The 19,319-nt window shown below is 61.1% G+C and carries 15 protein-coding genes and 1 pseudogene; 7 read left to right on the forward strand and 9 right to left on the reverse strand.

All coding sequences use genetic code 11. From position 1 onward, the window contains the following. Positions 1–8 precede the first annotated feature (8 nt). Genes ACQZ6J_RS16630 through ACQZ6J_RS16650 form a run of 5 tightly spaced genes read left to right on the forward strand, consistent with a single transcriptional unit; the run spans position 9 to position 4,930 of the window. Positions 9–1,259 carry an extracellular solute-binding protein gene (locus ACQZ6J_RS16630; RefSeq protein ID WP_163985644.1) on the forward strand — a complete coding sequence of 417 codons (1,251 nt, stop codon included), beginning with the start codon at positions 9–11 and terminating at the stop codon, positions 1,257–1,259. Position 1,260: 1 nt separating this feature from the next. Then, positions 1,261–2,196 (forward strand): carbohydrate ABC transporter permease, encoded by a 936-nt coding sequence (locus ACQZ6J_RS16635; RefSeq protein ID WP_163985643.1) that lies wholly within the window; start codon positions 1,261–1,263, stop codon positions 2,194–2,196. A gap of 45 nt (positions 2,197–2,241) precedes the next feature. Beyond that, the gene (locus ACQZ6J_RS16640; RefSeq protein ID WP_163985642.1) at positions 2,242–3,072 is read left to right on the forward strand and encodes a carbohydrate ABC transporter permease; all 831 of its coding nucleotides are present in this window, start codon (positions 2,242–2,244) and stop codon (positions 3,070–3,072) included. 20 nt (positions 3,073–3,092) lie between these two features. Then, entirely contained in the window at positions 3,093–4,145 is a 1,053-nt protein-coding gene (locus ACQZ6J_RS16645; protein ID WP_449084872.1) for an ABC transporter ATP-binding protein, read from the forward strand. A gap of 11 nt (positions 4,146–4,156) precedes the next feature. After that, positions 4,157–4,930 carry an SDR family NAD(P)-dependent oxidoreductase gene (locus ACQZ6J_RS16650; protein WP_449084873.1) on the forward strand — a complete coding sequence of 258 codons (774 nt, stop codon included), beginning with the start codon at positions 4,157–4,159 and terminating at the stop codon, positions 4,928–4,930. 230 nt (positions 4,931–5,160) lie between these two features. On the opposite strand, the gene ACQZ6J_RS16655 is transcribed toward ACQZ6J_RS16650, so the two are convergent. From ACQZ6J_RS16655 to ACQZ6J_RS16695, 9 genes and pseudogenes are all read right to left on the reverse strand, one after another. Beyond that, entirely contained in the window at positions 5,161–7,671 is a 2,511-nt protein-coding gene (locus ACQZ6J_RS16655; protein WP_449084874.1) for an autotransporter domain-containing protein, read from the reverse strand. A gap of 96 nt (positions 7,672–7,767) precedes the next feature. After that, positions 7,768–7,851 (reverse strand): annotated as a pseudogene (locus ACQZ6J_RS16660) (putative Ig domain-containing protein); the annotation flags it as partial. A 15-nt stretch (positions 7,852–7,866) separates the two neighbouring features. Further along, positions 7,867–11,373 carry a beta strand repeat-containing protein gene (locus tag ACQZ6J_RS16665; protein ID WP_449084875.1) on the reverse strand — a complete coding sequence of 1,169 codons (3,507 nt, stop codon included), beginning with the start codon at positions 11,371–11,373 and terminating at the stop codon, positions 7,867–7,869. Positions 11,374–12,311: 938 nt separating this feature from the next. Next, entirely contained in the window at positions 12,312–12,836 is a 525-nt protein-coding gene (locus ACQZ6J_RS16670) for a MarR family winged helix-turn-helix transcriptional regulator (RefSeq protein WP_449084876.1), read from the reverse strand. A gap of 75 nt (positions 12,837–12,911) precedes the next feature. After that, positions 12,912–13,592, reverse strand: coding sequence for an ABC transporter ATP-binding protein (locus tag ACQZ6J_RS16675; protein WP_449084877.1), 681 nt, complete (start codon positions 13,590–13,592; stop codon positions 12,912–12,914). Further along, the gene (locus ACQZ6J_RS16680; RefSeq protein WP_449084878.1) at positions 13,592–14,335 is read right to left on the reverse strand and encodes an ABC transporter ATP-binding protein; all 744 of its coding nucleotides are present in this window, start codon (positions 14,333–14,335) and stop codon (positions 13,592–13,594) included. Before ACQZ6J_RS16680 ends, ACQZ6J_RS16675 begins: the two co-directional genes overlap by 1 nt. Beyond that, positions 14,332–15,264 (reverse strand): branched-chain amino acid ABC transporter permease, encoded by a 933-nt coding sequence (locus tag ACQZ6J_RS16685; protein ID WP_449084879.1) that lies wholly within the window; start codon positions 15,262–15,264, stop codon positions 14,332–14,334. The genes ACQZ6J_RS16680 and ACQZ6J_RS16685 overlap by 4 nt, the downstream gene beginning before the upstream one ends. Positions 15,265–15,267: 3 nt before the next feature. Then, entirely contained in the window at positions 15,268–16,167 is a 900-nt protein-coding gene (locus tag ACQZ6J_RS16690; protein WP_163985636.1) for a branched-chain amino acid ABC transporter permease, read from the reverse strand. Between the two features lie 78 nt (positions 16,168–16,245). After that, positions 16,246–17,547, reverse strand: coding sequence for an ABC transporter substrate-binding protein (locus ACQZ6J_RS16695; protein WP_449084880.1), 1,302 nt, complete (start codon positions 17,545–17,547; stop codon positions 16,246–16,248). A 238-nt stretch (positions 17,548–17,785) separates the two neighbouring features. Between ACQZ6J_RS16695 and ACQZ6J_RS16700 the strand changes: the two genes are divergently transcribed. After that, a complete protein-coding gene (locus ACQZ6J_RS16700) occupies positions 17,786–18,472 on the forward strand; it encodes a DUF2848 domain-containing protein (protein ID WP_449084881.1) in 687 nt (228 codons plus the stop codon). Between the two features lie 109 nt (positions 18,473–18,581). Beyond that, positions 18,582–19,280, forward strand: coding sequence for a GntR family transcriptional regulator (locus ACQZ6J_RS16705; RefSeq protein ID WP_163985633.1), 699 nt, complete (start codon positions 18,582–18,584; stop codon positions 19,278–19,280). The last annotated feature ends 39 nt before the right edge of the window (positions 19,281–19,319 follow it).

Genomic DNA, 19,319 nt, shown 5'->3' on the forward strand with positions numbered 1-19,319 from the left:
GGAGCGCAATGAAACTGAAATCGATTGCAGGGGTGCTGACCGCAGCAACCATCGCCTGGGGCGTTTCCGCGCCCTTTACCTATGCGACTGACATTTCTTTCTGGACCTGGCGTCAGGAAGACAAGGCCGCGTACAACGAGCTATTCTCCGATTTCACGAAGGAGAATCCGGACATTCATGTGAAGTTCGAATCCTTTCCGGACGAGAACTACCCGACGATCGTTTCCACCGCGCTTGCCGGCGGAAAGGGTGGCGATGTCATTCACACCCACGCCTATGGCTGGCTGGAGCAGTTCATAAAATCCGGCTACTTCGTCAAGCAGGACAGCTCGAATATGCCTTCGCTTGCCAACATGTCGGCCGACGCGCTGCTGGCCGGCACCTATCGCGGCGACGGGCAGGTTTACTCTCTGCCTTTCGCGTCGCAGACCCTCGGTCTGTTCATCAACAAGGATGTCTTCCAGCAGGCCGGCCTGAAGCCGCCGACCACATGGGACGAGTTCATCACCGTCTCCAAGGCGCTGAAGGAAAAGGGCATTATCCCGCTGGCGAACGGCCTCGGCACCAGCTGGTTCAATGAGATGTTCGTCGCATCCTTCACTGGCCCCTTCCTCGGACAGGATTTCGTCTCGGACCTGAAGACCGGAAAGGCGACATTCAAGGACCCGCGCTACATCGCAGCGCTCAACAAACTGCTTGAACTGCGCGACTACATGCCGTCCGGTTACGAAGGCGTCGACTATGACACCGCCGGCCAGTTGTTCGTGAGTGGGCGTGCCGCCATGCTTGCCGGCGGAAGCTTCGATATCGCCACCTACAAAAGCCAGAATCCGCAGCTCAACATGGAATTCGTTGCGCCACCGGCTGCCAAGGCAGGCGACATTCCGCAGGTGACGAAATTCTTCGACGGCGGCTATGCGGTCAATGCCGCTTCGCCCAACAAGGATGCCGCTCTGAAACTGGTGGCCTGGATGGGCACCAAGGAATTCGGAGACAAGTTCACCGCGCTTCTTGGAAACATCTCGCCGATCAAGGGCGTCGAGGTGAAGGATCCCCTGCTGGCCGAGGTTGCCAAGCTCAACGAGACTGCCATGCCGCATATCAACGTCGTCTACTTCCGTTTCGAAAAGCCGACGGGATCCGAGTTGCTGCAGACCGACATTACGAAGATGATGTCGGGATCGATGACACCTGAACAGCTGGGCGCCGACCTCACCAACGGTCTCGCCAAGTGGTACAAGCCTTTCCAGGGGAAATAAGATGAGTTCAGATCGGCGCCGATCCACGTCCCTTTGGCCGCGGCGCCGGTCGTGGTGGATTTTCTTCCTGCTGTTTCCGGCTCTGGCCGTGATGACGCTCTTTGTCGTCTGGCCATTGCTGTCCGCCCTGCGGTTTGCTTTCTACGATTTCAACGGGCTCCTGCCTTCGAACTTCGTTGGATTGGAAAACTTCCGCAAGGTGCTGTTCGAGGAGCCTTTCAGCGGCTGGACGTACAATGCCTTCTGGCACAACGTCATCGTATTCATCTCGCTGATGATCTTCGAGAACGGGACTGCTTTCCTGATCGCGTTCGCGCTCTTGAAAGGGCTGCCGGGGCATCGCATCCACCAGGTCATCATCTTTGTGCCCGTGGTGCTATCCTCAGTCATCGTCGGCTTCCTGTGGAAACTGTTCCTGCACCCTCTCTTCGGCCTGGTGAACGGTGCTTTGGCGCTCATTCACATCCAGGGGCCGGCCTGGCTGGGCAATGAGAACACCGCGCTGGGCAGCATCATCTTCGCCAATGTCTGGCATTGGCTCGGGTTTCCGACCCTTGTACTCCTCGCCGGGATGCAGCGCATTTCATCCGAGGTGATCGAGGCTGCCCGTCTTGACGGCGCCGGCGATTATGTCCTGCTTCGCAAGATCATCTGGCCGCTGATCGCGCCGAGCGTGACGATCGTCTGCATCCTGACATTCATCGGCAGCTTCAACTGGTTCGAGATCCCCTATGTGATGGCCGGCCTCACCGGTTCGCCGGGGGGCTCGACGGATGTCCTGGGTCTCTATTTCTACCGTACGGCCTTCGGCAGCGTGACGAGCGGCATTCAGGATTTCGGCCAGGGCAGCGCTCTCGCCGTGCTGATGTTCATCTTCGTCGCCGGTTTTTCGTTCGTCGCTTTGCGGTTCCTGCGCCGCCGCGAAATCCAGCTTTAGAGATTGCGCCTTGCCGTTGTCGCCTTCAAACCTGCGAGACTAGACATGAAGAATTCCAACGAGTGGATGAAGAACGGCGTCATTCAAGCGCTGCTGGCGCTGAATGGGCTGGTGATGCTCTATCCGCTCTTCGTCATGGTTGTGTCCGCCTTCAAGACGAATGCCGAGATCTTCAGCTCGCCCTTTGCCTTGCCGCATAGCTTCGCGCTGACGAACTTGCAGAAGGTATGGGAGCAGACCAATTTCATTCGCTATATGCTGAATTCCTTCGGTGTCACAGCCGCCTCGATCGTGCTGATCCTCGTATTTGGCACCATGGCGGCCTATGCGATAGCGCGGTATGAATTCAAGCTCGGCGGAGCCGTCCTGATGTTCTTCATCAGCGGCATGACGGTCCCCCTTAAGCTGGCGATCATTCCGCTCTTCATTCAGCTCGACGCGCTGCATCTGATCGATACCTATGCGGGGCTGATCCTCGTCTACGTCGCCATGGGCCTGCCGTCCGCGGTCTTCATCCTGACCGGCTTCCTTCGGACGTTGCCGCGGGAACTCGAAGAATCCGCACGCATCGATGGCGCAAGCGAACTGCTGATCATGCTGCGCATCATGCTGCCGCTGGCGCGGCCGGCCATGGTGATCGTCGCGATCCAGAATGCCGTTCCCATCTGGAACGATTTCTTCTTTCCGCTGATCCTCATCACCTCGGATGATCTGAAGACGCTGCCGCAGGGCCTGACCGTCTTCATCGGCGAATTCACCACCGATTGGGGCGTCATGTTCACCGGCCTGACGCTGGCCGCGCTGCCGATCACGCTTCTTTATATCATCCTCTCCAAGCAGTTTATCGCCGGCATCACGCAAGGCGCCGTGAAATAGCCAGGCAAGGGAATCTCGACATGAGCTCCGTTCAAATCCGCAATGTCAGCAAGAGCTACGCGCAAACCAGCATCATCAAGGACATCTCGGTCGACATCCCGGATGGCGAATTCGTCGTACTCGTCGGACCTTCCGGCTGTGGAAAGTCCACGCTCTTGCGGATGATTGCGGGACTGGAAGAGATTACCGATGGCGAGATAGCGATTGCTGGCAATGTGATCAACGATATCGCGCCCAAGGCGCGCGATATCGCCATGGTTTTTCAGAACTATGCGCTCTATCCGCACATGACCATCCGCGAAAACATGGAGTTTGCGCTTTCGCTCAAGAAGGTGCCGAAGCCGGAGATCGATGGAAAGGTGATGCGGGCCGCGGAAATTCTCGGACTGCAGGATCTGCTGACCCGCTATCCGCGTCAATTGTCCGGCGGTCAACGCCAGCGCGTCGCCATGGGCCGCGCGATTGTCCGCGATCCGAAGGTGTTTCTGTTCGACGAGCCCTTGTCGAACCTCGATGCCAAGCTGCGCGTGCAGATGCGCGCCGAAATCAAGGCGCTGCACCAGCGGCTGAAGACAACGACGGTCTACGTCACCCACGATCAGGTCGAGGCGATGACGATGGCCGACCGAATCGTGGTTATGCGGTCAGGGGTTGTCGAGCAATCCGGAACGCCTTTGGACCTCTACGACGATCCGGCCAACATTTTTGTCGCGCAGTTCATTGGCTCTCCGGCGATGAACATCCTCGAAGGGGAGGTCAAGGCTGGCGCCTTCGAAACAAGCGACGGCATGAGACTGACGCTGCCCGTCTCGAGCGCTGCCGATGGCCAGCGTGTTTTCTACGGCATCCGCCCCGAACATATTCGTCTGTCGGATCAGGGCGTGCCGGGAACGGTTCACATTATCGAACCCACGGGCGCCTCGACGGAAGTGATCGTCCAGGCGGGCGCGCAGCGGATCACGCTGACGCTTCATGAGCGCCTGATCTCGAAGCCGGGGCAAGACGTCCGCTTGAGGATCGATACGAGCAAGGTTTGCCTGTTCGATGCCGACGGCCGGCGCATCCGCGACTGAAGGGGCAAGAGATGATCGAGGAAACGGGCAGAAAATGCGTTGTTGTCACCGGCGGCGGTTCGGGGATCGGCGCTGCGGCCGCTTTCGCCTTTGCCGCGGCCGGCTACGATATCGTCGTCAACTACAGCCGCAACCGCGAAGGCGCGGAGGCTGTTGCCGATCGATGCCGGATCCGGGGTGTCGACGCGATCTGCATTCGGGGCGACATCGCCGATGATGCCGATTGCCGGTCAATCGCGGAGGCCGCAGTGAAGCATTTCGGCCGGATTGATGCGCTGGTCAACAATGCAGGCGTGACCCGCTATGCCGAAGCAACCGATCTGGAAGCTTCGAATGCCGAGGATTTCGGCCATATCTTCGATGTCAACGTCGTCGGCACCTATCAGATGATCCGCGCGGCCGTACCCCATCTCAAACAGGCAGAGCTAGGGTCGATCGTCAACGTTTCCTCCAATTCCGCCTTCTCCGGCTCCGGCTCATCGCTTGCCTATGCCGCATCGAAAGGCGCGATCAACACGATGACGATGGGCCTGGCACGAACGCTGGCGCCGCGGATCCGCGTCAACTCCGTTTGCCCCGGCTTCGTCGATACGACCTGGGCGCTCTCCTGGCATGATGAAGCCTCCTATGGCGACTTCAAGGCAAACTTGATCGACGCATCCCCTCTGAAAAGCATTCCCGATGCCGCCGACATCGCGGATGCCATCTTGTGGTTGAGCGACCGGGCCAGCAAAGTCACGGGCCAATGCATCGTGATCGACAGTGGAATGCATCTCGGCGCTTAGGCGGAGATTGATCTTTTGATTGCCGACAGGAACCGGCTCTCACTCATACGTGCCGCCGATTTCAGCGCCGATATTCGTGCTGGCGATCGGACTTGAGCGCTGTGCTTTTCAGGCACAGCGTCCGATGTCGTTGACAGCCCTATGGGCCAACGTGGACGTACCCATTTGGCTGATTGGGTGACGTCTCCCATGTCCCGGCGGAGGCTGTGCGGCTGCCGTTCGAAGGCGCGCTAGAAGCGTTCGCGGATGCTCAGGCGCACTTGTTGCGGTGTCGTGCCCGTCTGCCCCAGTGTCGTCCCGTACTCTGCGCCAATTGTCAGGTCTTGCCCTACCTTGAAATCGGCACCGACGGAAACCGTCGCGTAGTCGTTTCCGGTCCCGAGCGTTTTCAGGTCGAACTTGGAGTTCGGCAGATCGGCGTAGCCGAGCGAAACGCTGCTGTCTCCGGCGAAGTCGTGCCCATACTCCAAGCGGGCGCGCGGAGTGATGAACCCCCAATCCGTGCCGATCTTATATGCGACCCGTAGGCCAAGCGTACCCGTGAGCGTATCGATCGACTGCGATCCATAACTTAAGTTCGCCCAGTCCGCCCCGGATTCCGTGAAGGAATCCAGTGTCGATCGGGACGCTGAAAGACGTCCGTAGGGAGAGATCAGGAAGCCGTCATTGGTATATTCGTAGCCCGTCGTTACGGAGCCGAAGAACTGATGGCCATCGCGGGAACCATTGGCAAAGCTGTCGGTATCCACCGCAAACCGTTTGGAATCGAAGTTCAGCAGTCCGTAACCCGCCAAGCTGTCGATGAACGTGTCCGACGTCGGATGATAGCTGCCATACAGCGCGAAACTATAGGACTTTGCGTCACTCTGCGTTCCATTGTCGCCGATGCGGCTCTGATCGCTTCCGTAACCCAGGCCGACGCCGGCCGTAAAGGATTTGCTGAAGCGATAGTCCACGCCCGCGCTCACACCGACGGTCGTGTAGTCGTAGCCCTGGTCGAGGGAGCTGATATTCCTCGAGCCGAAGTTCACGAAGCCGCCGGTCCACACCGCAATGCTTCCCTCTCCAAAGGGCGAGCAACGATCCTTGCTGTCGTCCCGAGCCTTTTGAGGATGGGCTGGCTTGTCCTTGCCCTTGCGCGCAATCAGACCGTCGTCCGATGAATCCGTCTGAGGGGTGGTCGAATTGTCTTTTGATCCGCTTCGATTGTCGCTGACCGTCAGATCCCATTGATTCTGCAGGCAGCCGTCGCCGTGAAGCTGTTCCAGGTGATCGTTGAAGTTGGAGATCTGTGTTTCGGCGAAGCGCTTGGCTGCATCCGTTTGCGCGTTGATAAGGCCGATGACATCGGGATCCTTCGAGGGATCCTTGCGTGGTGTGACGACGAAGGTTACCGTGCCGGGCGGTGAGGATCCGAAGACGTTGCTGAGCGTGAAGGTTGCCACCGCGGTGCCGGAAAAGTCCGGCGATGCCGTGAATTTCAGCTTGTAGTGCCCGGCGCTGACGACCTCGGCAACGACCATTTCGGAGGCTGCCGCAGTATCACCCAACGTGATCATCGCCGTGCCCGCCGAAGCCGGCGACAGTGAAACCAGCCGGGCGCCGGTGAAGGGGCCGCCTGTCGCGCCCTGGGTCAGGTCTATCGTCGTCGAGACGCCTGCAACGACCGTAGCGCTTGAAGAAACAACGGTGATGGCCGGGCCGGAGATGGTCAAAGCGTAGGTGATCGACCCGGTTGCGGTATGAACGTCCGTCGCCGTGATCGTGAAGTTGCTCGCGCCCGCGCCCTTCGGCGTGCCGCTGAGTTTTCCGGTTGCTGTGTCGAGCGACAGCCCATCGGGGAGAGATCCGCTGCTGACGGCATAGGAGTATGGCCCCATCCCGCTCGAGGCGGTTATGGTTTGCGCATAAGCATTGCCGGCCACGCCGTTCGGGAGACTGGTGGGCGTAAACGTCAAGGTCGGAAGAATGACCGTTAAGCTGAAGGTTGCGCTCGCAGCGGCGCCATTGGTGTCGGTGACGGCGACGGTATAGGTCGTTGCACCGCTTATTGCCGTTGGTATGCCGGAGATGGCGCCTGTCGCCGTATTGAACGACAGGCCCGACGGGAGCGTCGGTGAAAGCGCGTAGGTCAAAGCTCCAGTCCCGCCGCTCCCCGTGACCGGAGCGAAGGTGGATGCCGCATGGCCGAGTATCAATGTCTGGGAGGCGATCGCCTGGGTGGCTGTTACCGCGCCATTTACCGTCAGGCTGAAGGCCGCACTGGCTGTGGCGCCGTTGGTGTCGGTGACCGTGACGGTATATGAGGCGGTGCCGCTTCCGGCACCTGGCGTACCGGAAACCGCCCCTGTCGCCGTATTGAACGTCAAGCCTGCAGGCAAGGATGGCGAAACGTTATAGGACAAGGTGCCGGTCCCGCCGCCGCCGGTGACGGGTGTGAACGATGTTGCCGCGTGGCCGCTCGTCAGCGACGTCGACGCAATCGCCTGGGTGGCCGTCACCGCGCCATTCACCGTCAGGCTGAAGGTGGCGCTGCCCGTCGCGCCGTTGGCATCACTAATGGTCACCGTGTAGGTCGTTGCGCTGCTCGCCGATGCCGGCGTTCCCGAAACCGTACCGCTGGAGGTGCTGAACGAGAGCCCTGACGGCAGGGAAGGTGAGACGGCGTAGGACAGGGTGCCCGTCCCGCCGCTGCCGGTAACGGGCGTGAATGATGTCGCCGCATGCCCATTTGTGAGCATTGTGCTGGCGACCGCCTGCGTTGCCGTCACCGCACCGTTCACGGTCAGGTCGAAGGCGGCACTGGCCGTTGCGCCGTTGGCATCCGTGACGGTGACGGTATAGCTCGTTGCGCCACTGGCAGATGCTGCGGTTCCCGATACCGTGCCGCTCGAAGCACTGAACGAAAGACCCGACGGCAGGGAAGGCGAGACGCTTTAGGACAAGGCGCCCGTCCCGCCGCTGCCGCTGACGGGCGTGAACGAGGTCGCCGCATGGCCGCTCGTCAGCGTCGTGGAAGCAACTATCTGGTTTGCCGTTACCGCACCGTTTACCGCCAAGCTGAAGGCGGCACTGGCGGTCGCGCCGTTGGCGTCGGTGACGGTAACGGTATAGCTCGTTGCACCGCTTGCCGACGTTGCGGTTCCCGACACAGTGCCGCTTGAACCACTGAACGAAAGCCCCGACGGCAGGGAAGGTGAGACGGTGTAGGACAGGGCTCCGGTGCCGCCGCTGCCGGTAACCGGTGTGAAGGAGGTTGCCGCGTGGCCGCTCGTCAGCGACGTGGACGCAATCGCCTGGGTGGCCGTCACCGCGCCATTCACCGTCAGGCTGAAGGTAGCGCTGCCCGTCGCGCCGTTGGCGTCCGTGACGGTGACGGTATAGGTGGTGGTGGTGCTTGCCGACGTTGCCGTTCCCGACACAGTGCCGCTCGAGGTGCTGAACGAAAGTCCTGACGGCAGGGAAGGTGAGATGGCGTAGGACAAGGTGCCCGTCCCGCCGCCGCCGGTGACGGGGGTGAACGGAGCCGCCGCGTGGCCCCTCGTCAACGATGCGGAAGCGACCGCCTGCGTTGCGGTCACTGCGCCGTTCACTGTCAAATTAAAGGTCGCAGTCGCAGCGGCGCCGTTGGCGTCCGTGACGGTCACGGTATAGGTGGTCGCCGCACTTGCCGCCGTTGGCGATCCCGACACAGCACCGCTGGAGGTACTGAAGGCAACGCCTGCCGGCAGGGATGGCGAGACGCTGTAGGACAGGGCTCCCGTCCCGCCGCTCCCGGTGACGGGCGTGAACGAGGTCACGGCGTGTCCGCTCGTCAATGATGCGGAAGCGACGGCTTGTGTCGCGGTCACCGCGCCGTTTACCGTTAAGCTGAAGGTTGCGGCGGCCGTGGCGCCATTGGTGTCGCTGACCGTGACGGTATAGGTGGTCGCGGCATTTGCCGAGGTTGGCGTGCCGGAGACCACGCCCGTTGCCGTATCGAATGCCAGGCCTGACGGCAGGGATGGCGAGACGGCGTAAGACAGGGTTCCGGTGCCGCCGCTGCCGGCGACGGGTGTGAAGGCGGTCGCCGCGTGTCCGCTCGTCAAGGATGTGGACGCGACCGCCTGTGTTGCGGCTACTGCGCTGTTGACCGTCAAGCCGAAGGTCGCACTTGCCGTCGCACCATTGATATCTGTGACTGTGACTGTGTAGGTGGTCGCGCCGCTCGCCGCAGTCGGCGTTCCGGATATGGTGCCGGTCGCGGTGCTGAACGAAAGTCCCGATGGCAGCGATGGCGAGACGGCATAAGACAGCGTTCCCGTTCCGCCGCTGCCGGTGACAGGCGTGAACGAAGTTGCCGCGTGACCGGTCGTCAGCGACGTGGAGGCAACTGCCTGGCTTGCGGCTATCGGGCCGTTTACAGCGAGGCTAAAGCTCTGGCTGGCATTGGACCCGTTGGTGTCGGTAACCGTGACCGTATAGGTCGTCGCGCTGCTAGCCGACGTCGCCGTACCGGAGACCGCGCCCGTACTCGTGTCGAACGACAATCCCGCCGGCAACACCGGTGATATTCCATAGGCAAGCGGCGCAGTGCCTCCAGACCCTGTGACCGGTACGAAGGTACTCGCGGCGTGATTGGCCGTCAGAGTTGCGGATGCCACCGCCTGGCTGGCCGCTACCGGGCTATTCACGACCAGAATAAAACTATTGCTTGCCGTCGTGCTGTTGGAATCCGTCACCGTCACTATGAAGGTGGTCGCTGTGAGCGAGGTCGTCGGAGTGCCTGTGACCGCGCCCGTCGAGGCATTGATCGACAAGCCCGCGGGCAATGCCGGCGAGATGCTGTAAGTAAGCGGCGCGGTCCCACCCGATCCCGTCACAGGCGTGAAGGCGGTCGCCGCACGACCGCTCGTCAACGCGACAGAGGCGATGGCCTGCGTGGCTGTCGGCGGGCCGTTTACCGTCAAACTGAAGGTGTTGCTGGCTGTTGCGCCGTTGGTGTCGGTGACCGTCACAGTATAGGTCGCTGTGCCGCTTGCCGACGTCGGGGTCCCGGAGACGAGGCCCGTTGAGGCGTTGAACGACAGGCCACCGGGCAATGCCGGCGAAATGCTGTAGGTAAGCGGCGTGGTCCCGCCCGATCCTGTCACAGGCGTGAAGGCGGTGGCTGCATGACCGCTCGTCAACGTTATGGAGGCAACCGCCTGCGTGGCCGTTGGCGACCCGTTGACCGCCAGACTGAACGTGTTGCTGGCCGTTGCGCCGTTGATGTCGGTGATCGTTACGGTATAGGTCGCTGCACTGCTGGTCGCCGTTGGAACGCCCGATACGAAGCCGGTGGACGCATCCAACGACAGGCCTGAAGGTAACGTCGGGAAGACGCTATAAGTCAAACTGCCCGTTCCACCGCCGCCGGTCACCGGCCTGAATGCGGTTGCGGAATGATTGGCAGTCAACGCCGTCGAGGGAACTCCCTGCGTTGCCGTTACCGCCGAATTGACTGCCAATGTGAATCCCGCAGATGCAGTCAGTCCGTTCGTGTCGGTGACGGTGACGGTAAAATTCGAGGGTGCCAAGGTCACGCTGGGCGTGCCTGAAATAGTGCCGCTGGAGCCACTCACGCTTAGCCCGGCGGGAAGTGCCGGCGAGATACTATAAGTCAGTGGAGCGGTGCCACCCGAGCCCGTGACGGGTGTGAATGCCGAGACGGCCCTGGCTTGCGTGGCAGCTTTCGACGCAATCGCAGTCGTTGCCGTCACCGGAGAGACATAGGTGAATTGATTCGCGGCGCCTGTTGTCGACGTTCCACCGGGATTCGTGACCGTGACATTTACAGTGCTGGCACTCCCGGAAGGCGATGACACGGTTATGGAGCTATCCGAATTTACACTGAAGCCTGGCGCATTCGTTGCGCCAAAATGCACGGCCGTCGCCCCGGTGAAACCCGTACCGGTCAGTGTGACGCTTGTGCCGCCCGCGGTCGGTCCCGTTGTCGGCGACAGGGCAGTTACCGTCGGAGCCGCGCCGAGCGGGGCCAAGCAACTCCAGTCGATCCGGAAGTTGCCCGTATTGTTGACGACCACTGCTATCGGGTTGGATGTTGTGGATGGGACCGTATAGGTGCCGGTGCCTGTCGACGGGCCAAATACCGTGGCGCCTCCCGACGTAATCCAGTAATTGGAACCGCCGTTTCCGCTCGTCCAGGTAACGACAACGCGCTCGCCTGTGTTGAAATTGGATGCGCTGGAGGTCCCGTGATACCCCCCGCTTGCAGAATCGAAGTAACCCGACAAAGCGGTGCAGCCGGACGACAGCGCGTAGGACGGGGTTGCGAAACCCTGCAAGGCAACCAGAAAAACAGCTGAGAAAAATGCCGGCGCGAACTTCTGAAAGCGCTTCGCCAGAATTCGAATCGTCGCTAGCAGGAAGATGGCAGCCGGTACGACCATTCGAAAATGCATATGGATGGCTCCCTCAAGCCGTCAAGGATAGGCAAGCTTTGCAAGACGATCTGCCAGTGCCATTCCCGGCGCATCCCTCCATCCGCGAAGATGGATTTAAACGTGCGCGCCTGCATTGGGAAATAATAGTTTTACTAGAAAATTTAGAACCGCATGTCTGTGGCTTTTCAGCAACATGAGGTTGGCATGCCCTGTGTCATGCTTTGGCACGGTTTCGTAATTCGGCAGGGCAAGAAACGTCAATTGACCCGCTGGGATGCTGCCTGGGATTGCGATGGAAAATATTCAATTATCCGCCAGCTATGCTTCACGGCGTTCCAATATTAAGAAATTGGTAATGATTTTTATTAAATGATTGTGTGAATTATTTCTAATAGACACTGAAGAACATGCCGAATAAACATAACGATACTTGGGATTCGGCTGGTAATTCCTCGGAATGTATTCTGACTTTGCATGCGGCAAAAGGCTCGGACAGATTCAACGTGGCTTCATAGCGAGGCGCTAACCCAGGAGTTTGGGATGGGATCGCGAAATCGATAGTTCGCCTCCCGGCCATAGCTTTCCCCGCGGTCGAATCAATACAATCATGGAGAGCGCATTTTCAGTAAATGCACCTTCGATTTGGACATGGAATAGCAAAGAATCACACCCAGGGAATCGATGTCCGATTCCCTGGCGGGGATACTGTCGATTCGAGCCAATGCAAGTCTCTCCGCGATCCAGTTCGCTATGAGCGATCGGGAGTGTCGATTGCCATTCCTCCGGTTGTTTTTCAGCACGCAGACCTGGCCGCATGAGATCATCGGCTTCGGCTGTGCAAACCTGCGGCCAGCAAACTTCTGCGTCCTCCGGCTGAAGTGCGAAGCAGGTTCAGGTCAGAACTATCGAAAATAACGGGTAGAACCTTGCTGCGATTTGGGAAGCCGCGGGATGCTTTAGGTGCGGCTGCGGCGCTGCTCGGCCCTGTAACGTAGAAGAGCCAGGCTCTCGTCCGTGCCGGAGACGAGCTTTGTGGCGATGTCGGCAAAGGCGCGAAACTCGTCCGGATCGAGCGCCCCAAAAATCGCGTCGTTGACGGGGCGCTGGGTTTCGGCAAGCTCGGTCAGAAGCGCGCGTGCCTTGTCCGTCACCTCGACGATGACGCGGCGGCCGTCCTCCGGGTTGGCGAACTTGTCGACGAGGCCGGCCCTGACGAGCTTGGCCACCTCCAGCGTCACAAAGGCGCCGGACTGGTGCAGATGCTCGCTCACCTGGCTGATGCCGACATCGGCCTCCTTCGAGAGATGCTCGATGGCAATCAGGATGGAAAAAGCCGGACCGGAAAGGCCTATGACCTCGCCGAGCCGGTTGCGGATTTCGAGGAGCCGGGTACTGAAGCCGAGCGCATCGTGGATCATCTGGCGAAAGGGCGCGTCGTCGCCATCCTTGATCAGTTCGGGCCTGCTGATCGTCACCGACATCATTCGTCCTTCAGCTTTGTAAATTAACTAGCTGAGGCGATATATAGAGCGGACCGACCGTCCGCTCAACAAGTGTCACGCCGTCATTTGCGTTTCCCGCGGCTGGATGCTCACCGCGCCGCGCTCGATAAGCAACGTCTCGTCCGCCACGGACTTCAGGAGGTTCGGGCTGGATTCGGTGATGAACAGCGCGAGGTCGCGCATGGTCTCGCGCAGGCGCGACAGCGTGCGTGCGTAGTCGAGTGCAAGCGCCGGAGCGAGACCCTGGAAGGGCTCGTCGAGCATCAAGAGCTTTTCCGCCACCATCAGCGCCCGGCCAAGCGCCACCATCTTGCCTTGCCCGCCGGAAACGCCGTTGCCGGGGCGTGCCCGCATGATGTGCAATTCCGGCAAAAGCGCATAGACCTTTTCCAGACGGCGTTTGATTTCGGCTCGGGACAGCTTCAAGGCCTGCCCGGGCAGGAGGATGTTGTCCTCGACGCTGAATTCGGGGATCAGCCGCCGGTCCTCCGGCGCATAACCAATGCCGGCCGGAGCGCGGGCAAAGGCGGCGAGCGGCAGAATGTCCTTTCCATCCAGGACAATCGAGCCGGAGTCGGCCGGCACCAGCCCCATGATGGCCCGCAACAGCGTCGTCTTGCCGGCGCCGTTGCGCCCGATGAGTATGGTCGTGACGCCGGGCTTCAACGAAAAGGTCACGTCGCGCAGGATTTTTGCTCCCGCCAATGAGACGTCGAGCGAAGAGACGGTCAGCATCATGCCACTCCAATCACGTTTTCGATGACACGGGGATCCTTGAAGACGGCGTCCGGTTTGCCCTGCGCCATCACCCGGCCGGCTTCCCAGACGACGACGCGGTCGGCATAGCGTTCCACGACGTCCATGTCGTGTTCGACGAAAAGGGCGGAAACCTTTGCCTGCCGGAGCGCGCCCATCAGCGTTTCCATCAGGGCAAACCGTTCGAGCGCGCTGACGCCGCTGGTAGGTTCGTCAAGAAGTACGAGCCGGGGTTTCAGCGCCAGGGCAATGGCGATGTCCACGAGCTTGCGCCGGCCTTCCGGCAGGCTTGAAGCGAGCGCCGGAGCACAATCCGCAAGATTGAACATGGCAAGCAGCGCGGTAGCCTCATCGCGATAGGCCTGACGATCGAGCGCCCTGCCGGCCTGCCAGAGGCCCTCGCGCGAGGCGATGGCCAACATCAGATTGGTCAGCACCGTCTGTTCGAGGAAAAGCTGGGGGATCTGGAAGGCCCGCGCGATGCCCTTTCGCGCGATGGTGCGCGGCGGCAGGCGGGTGATCGGCTTGCCGTCGAGATAGACCTCGCCATCCGACGGTCTGATGTAACCGGTGCAGAGATTGAGAAAGGTCGTCTTGCCGGAACCGTTCGGGCCGATGATGGCGAGGAACTCGCCCTCATCGATATGCAGATCCACGCCATTGGCTGCTTTCACCGCGCCGAAGGTGATATGAAGGTTCTTCGCTTCGAGTAGAACGGTCACGCGAGGTCTCCCTTCCTGGCGGTGTTGAACAAGCCGATCAGGCCCTTGGGCAGGAAGAAGATGACGCCAAGCAACGCAGCGCCCACGATCATGTTCCAGGCATCCGTGTAGCCGGCAGCGAATGTATGCACCAGTTCGAGGAAGATCGCGCCCACGAACGGTCCGGCTGTTCCGCTGATGCCGCCAAGCACCGCGACCAGCACGAGATGGCCGGAATCGGTCCAGTAGGCCATATCGGGCAGGACATGCCCGATGGTCATCGCGGCGAGCGTGCCGCCGATGCCGGCGAGAAGCGCCGATAGGGCGTAGGCGACAAGAAGGACACCGCGCACCGGAATGCCGAGATATTCGAGGCGGATCTCATTGCTGTGGACTGCCGACAATGCCTCGCCGAGCGGGCTTTTGAAGTAGGCGTTCACCGCGAGGCAGGCCAGAATCATCAGCGCGATGGAGGCATAGAACAGGAAATTGGCAAAGCTCCTGGCCTCCATCGCCATGCCGAGCACGGTCGGCGTGGCAACGCGCATGCCGTCCGTACCGCCGGTGACGCCGTAGAATTTTGCCAGCAGGGAGAACATCACCATAGAGATGGCAAGGTTCAGCATGGCGAAGAAGATGGCGCGATAGCGCACCACGAAGGCGCCGATGAGAAGTCCGGCCGCAAGCGATGCCACGCTGGCGATCAGCAACAGGGCGAAGACATCGGAAATGCCGAAATCACGCATGGCAAAAGCGGTGGCATAGGCACCGACGGCAAAGAACATGGCGTGACCTATGGAAATCAACCCGCCGCGCAGCAGGATAGCGACGCCGAGGGCGGCAAGGCCCTTGGCGATAGCGAGCGTCAGTATGAATTCGAGCCAGGGGAAAGCGACGGTGGCCGCGACGAGGGCGGCAATACCGCCGGCGGCGATGACAAGGCGAGCCATGTTTCAGATCTTTCTCGTCGTTGCGGAACCGAACAGCCCGTAAGGACGGAACAGGAGAACGAGCAGCATCACCAGGTAAGGTGCGACTGCATCGAGTTCGGGAGCGAAATAGACGGCGCCCACACGGGCGAGCGCGACGATGACCGCGGCGACCGCCGCACCCTCGATCTTGCCGAGGCCGCCGATCGCGGCGACGGCGAAGGCAAGTACCATCGTATCGGCGCCCAGCCCCGGCGAGACGCCGGCCTGAGGCACCGTCAGCGCCCCGCCGAGCGCGGCGAGGAAGACGCCGAGGCTGAAGGCGATCATGAAAACGCGATTGGTATTGATGCCCATCGCCTGGGAGACCTCGCGGTCGGCGACGACGGCAGCGATCAGCTTGCCGATGCGGGTATGGCCGATGAAGAGCTTGAGGCCGATGAGGAGCAGTATGGCGAACAAAATCAGGAGAAGCTGGTAGGTGAGATACACCACGCCGCCGATCTCGATGCTGCCGAGCATCTGCACCGGTGTATCCTCATAGATCGAATCGACACCGAAGACGATGCGTTGCAGGTCTTCCAGGATGAGAAACAGGCCGAAGGTGACGAGGATCTGTACGGCCTCCGACTTGCCGTAGGTCCAGCGGATCAGCGTGCGCTCGACAATGGGGCCGACGATGAGGGCCACGATTGCGGCACTTCCGAAGAGCGCGACGAAGGTCAGCCCCGCCGGCAGGCCCGCGCTCACCACCCAGAGGCTGAGCGACGCCGCGGCATAGGCGCCGATCGAGTAGAAACTGCCATGCGCGACATTGAGCACGCGCAAAACGCTGAAAACGAGAGTGAGGCCGACGGCGACCAGAAAGACGAGCGCCGCGTTTGCCAGACCGTCGATGAGAAGAGGGACGATGGTTCCGAACATGAATTGAACTCCGTGCGCAGGGCACGGGGTGCCTGCGCAAGATGGAGGGTAAGGGGAAGGGCGTTTGCCGGCCGAAACCTATTTGTAGGAACCGGGCTGCGGTAGCTTGGAAAGCAGGCTCCCGGAAAGCGTATCGATCCAGGCAATCGGATCCTCGCCCTCGGGCGGCATGAGATCGGCCCCTTTGTAGCGCACCATATTGGCAATGACCGTGCCGTCATGGCCGTTCGCCTTGGCGGTGACGCCGATGATCTGGTCGACCACGCCATCATTGTCGGCGCGGGTCTGCATCGTGCCGGTCAGCGTCTTGACCACGCTGTTTTTCATGGCGGCCGCAACCTCGTCGCGGCTCGGCCATTTGCCGCCATTTTCGGCCATGGCCTTTTCGTATGCTGCCTGCACGTAGAGGAAGCTGTTGGCCATCTTGATGGCCGGGAAGACCGGCCATTTGCCGTATTTGGTCTTGTAGGCCTCGGCAAACTCCCTGGTTTCCGGATTGGCGGCGGCATCGGGTGACATCCACCAGCCATCACCCAGCACGCCGACGATCGCGCCGTCCGGAATCTGCACGTTCTGCATGGAGGACTCGCCGAGAGCGAGGATTGCCTGGGAGGATCGGAACAGGCCGCGCGGGGTTGCCTGACGCACGAAGTTTTCGAGGTCGCCGCCCCAGAGGTTGGAGAAGATCACATCGGGGCGGGCGGCGGTCAGCCGGGAGATCTCCGTCTGATAGGTTCCGGCGCCAAGCTTCGGATATAGTTCGGCCACCACTTCCACATCCGGCTTGAAGGTCTTGATCGCCGTCGTGAAGATTTTCGCGGCGTCGTGTCCGAAGGCATAGTCCGGGTTAATGATGGCGATGCGCTTCACATCCGGTTTCACAGCCAGAAGATAGGCGGCATAGGCGACGAATTCCGGCACGGTATTCCCGTTCGGCCGGAAGAAATAGGGATGAGCATCCTTGAGATAGAGCTGGTGCGTGTCGCAGTTCCAGCCGACGGTCGGCACCTTCAATTGATCGCTGATCGGGGCCAGCGCCATGCAGTTGCCGGAAGAGAGCGCGGCAATCATCACCTGGTTGGCGGCATCGCCTGCAAGTTTGCGGTATTCGGCGATCACGCCCTCGGTGCCCTGTCCTTCATCCACATAGGTTGCCGAAAGCGGCACGCCGCCGATGCCGCCCTTGGCGTTGATACGCTCGATCATCAGTTCGGCGGCATCGCGGCCAGGCTTGCCGTAGGCAGCCGTGCCGCCGGAGGTGAAGCTGAACACGCCGACACCGAGGGCGGCTGGCTTTTCCTGCGAAAATGCGGCGCCGGCGGCGGCGAGCATGGCGGCGGCGGCAACGGCCGAACGAAGAACTCCACGGTAGCTGATCATCTCTATCCCTCTGGTTTTCCGGTGTTCCGGGTATTTTGCGTCCGGCCATGCGGCATCGCTGCTTGAGGCGACACGTCCGGGTCGGTTCTGGCGCCGGTTTCCTCGTCCTGCGCCCTGTTTTGATGATTGCGTAAACTCATCTGATATGCAAGATAAAACTGCAGTGAAATATCACTGCCACAAATAAATGCCTTTTAACCCCTTTGCGGGGTGCCGATACCCAAGGAGCCGTACCGCCATGACCACCCTGCATTTCACCCTGGAAAGCCGCGAGGGTCACACGCCCGTCGCCTTCGACGTCGCCGATTTCGTGATCGCCGGTTGGGCCGGCCGCAACAAGGAGGCGATGGAGCATCATATTCGCGAGCTGGAAGCGCTCGGCGTTGCCCGTCCTGCCGCAACCCCGACCTATTACCGCGTCGCCGCGGCGCGCCTGACGACGGCCCCGCGGATCGAAGACGCCGGGACCGATGGCAGCGGCGAGGTCGAGGCCCTGCTGATTGCCGCTGGCGGCAAGCTGCATGTCGGCGTCGGCTCGGACCATACGGACCGCAAGGTGGAAGCCTACGGCGTCACCGTCTCCAAGCAGGTCTGCGACAAGCCTGTCGCCACCACGGTCTGGCCCTTCGAGGAGGTGGCGGATCACTGGGACGACCTGATCCTGAGGAGCTATGCCGTGATCGACGGCGAACGCGTGCTCTACCAGGAGGGGCCGATTTCCGGCCTGCTTGCGCCGAAAGACCTGATTGCCGGCTGGGCGACCGACGGCAGGTTGCCGGATGGGACTGCCATGTTCGGCGGCACCATGTCGGCCATCGGAGGCGTGCGGCCGGCAACGCGTTTCGAAGGCGAGCTGGAAGATCCGGTTTTGCAGCGCAAGATCGTGTTCGGCTATGATGTGAAGACGTTACCGGTCGCGGGTTGATCTGCGGAAAGGTGGCGCACCCCGCTTGCTTGCGCCCGGCGAGTCGATACTAATCGATCTTGCCGGCCCGCACGAACGGACCGGCGAGAGAGCAATCCGGAATGTAGACATGACGGCCGAAACATCACCTGGCGAGACCGACGACGCCACACCCGCGCGGCGCAGGCGCGGCGACCCCGTCGTGTCCCTGCGCGACACAGCCTATGAGGCGATCAAGCGGCGCATCATCACTTGCGATCTGAAGCCGGGCGAGGTTTTGAGCGAAGGCGTGCTCAGCAGCGAGCTCGGCATCGGGCGCACGCCCGTCCACCAGGCGATCGACCGGCTGGCGGCGGACGGCCTGATCGACGTACTGCCGCGCAAGGGCGTTATGGTCAAGCCCATCAGCCTCAACGAGATCTTCGATATCATCGACGTGCGCCTGGTCAACGAGGCCTTCTGCGTGCGCAGGGTGGCGGAGCTGGCCGAGCCCGCGGATATCGCCCGGCTCTGCGAAAACCTCGACGCGACCTGGGAGGCAGCCAGGAGCCGTGAGATCGAGACGATGATGAACCTCGACCGTGCCTTCCATGCCGCCCTGGCGGCCAGCTCGCGCAATTCGCTGCTGCCCGACATCATGGGCAACCTGCACGACCGCTCGACCCGCCTATGGTTCATTTCGCTGCGCTCGAACGAGCAGCATGTCCGCGTCTGCGAGCAGCACGCGGCGGTAATCGAAGGCATCCGCAACCGGGACCCGGAGCAGGCGGAAAAAGCCATCCGCGAGCATATCGAAGCTTTTCGCGACAATATCGTTCGGCAGTTCTGAGGGCATTGTGACGCGCGCGATCGAGCGCGACCGTCGGCA

The sequence above is a fragment of the Rhizobium sp. A37_96 genome, from assembly GCF_053521765.1.

What these genes read in the sequence shown, in the direction of transcription:
- ACQZ6J_RS16640 (WP_163985642.1), top strand. Translation starts at nt 2,242, where the DNA reads ATGAAGAATTCCAACGAGTGGATGAAGAACGGCGTCATTCAAGCGCTG.
- ACQZ6J_RS16700 (WP_449084881.1), top strand. Translation starts at nt 17,786, where the DNA reads ATGACCACCCTGCATTTCACCCTGGAAAGCCGCGAGGGTCACACGCCC.
- ACQZ6J_RS16675 (WP_449084877.1), bottom strand. Translation starts at nt 13,592, where the DNA reads ATGCTGACCGTCTCTTCGCTCGACGTCTCATTGGCGGGAGCAAAAATC.
- ACQZ6J_RS16685 (WP_449084879.1), bottom strand. Translation starts at nt 15,264, where the DNA reads ATGGCTCGCCTTGTCATCGCCGCCGGCGGTATTGCCGCCCTCGTCGCG.
- ACQZ6J_RS16650 (WP_449084873.1), top strand. Translation starts at nt 4,157, where the DNA reads ATGATCGAGGAAACGGGCAGAAAATGCGTTGTTGTCACCGGCGGCGGT.
- ACQZ6J_RS16695 (WP_449084880.1), bottom strand. Translation starts at nt 17,547, where the DNA reads ATGATCAGCTACCGTGGAGTTCTTCGTTCGGCCGTTGCCGCCGCCGCC.
- ACQZ6J_RS16670 (WP_449084876.1), bottom strand. Translation starts at nt 12,836, where the DNA reads ATGTCGGTGACGATCAGCAGGCCCGAACTGATCAAGGATGGCGACGAC.
- ACQZ6J_RS16690 (WP_163985636.1), bottom strand. Translation starts at nt 16,167, where the DNA reads ATGTTCGGAACCATCGTCCCTCTTCTCATCGACGGTCTGGCAAACGCG.
- ACQZ6J_RS16655 (WP_449084874.1), bottom strand. Translation starts at nt 7,671, where the DNA reads ATGCTCACAAATGGGCATGCGGCGACATCATTCACGCCCGTTACCGGC.
- ACQZ6J_RS16645 (WP_449084872.1), top strand. Translation starts at nt 3,093, where the DNA reads ATGAGCTCCGTTCAAATCCGCAATGTCAGCAAGAGCTACGCGCAAACC.
- ACQZ6J_RS16665 (WP_449084875.1), bottom strand. Translation starts at nt 11,373, where the DNA reads ATGCATTTTCGAATGGTCGTACCGGCTGCCATCTTCCTGCTAGCGACG.
- ACQZ6J_RS16705 (WP_163985633.1), top strand. Translation starts at nt 18,582, where the DNA reads ATGACGGCCGAAACATCACCTGGCGAGACCGACGACGCCACACCCGCG.
- ACQZ6J_RS16630 (WP_163985644.1), top strand. Translation starts at nt 9, where the DNA reads ATGAAACTGAAATCGATTGCAGGGGTGCTGACCGCAGCAACCATCGCC.
- ACQZ6J_RS16635 (WP_163985643.1), top strand. Translation starts at nt 1,261, where the DNA reads ATGAGTTCAGATCGGCGCCGATCCACGTCCCTTTGGCCGCGGCGCCGG.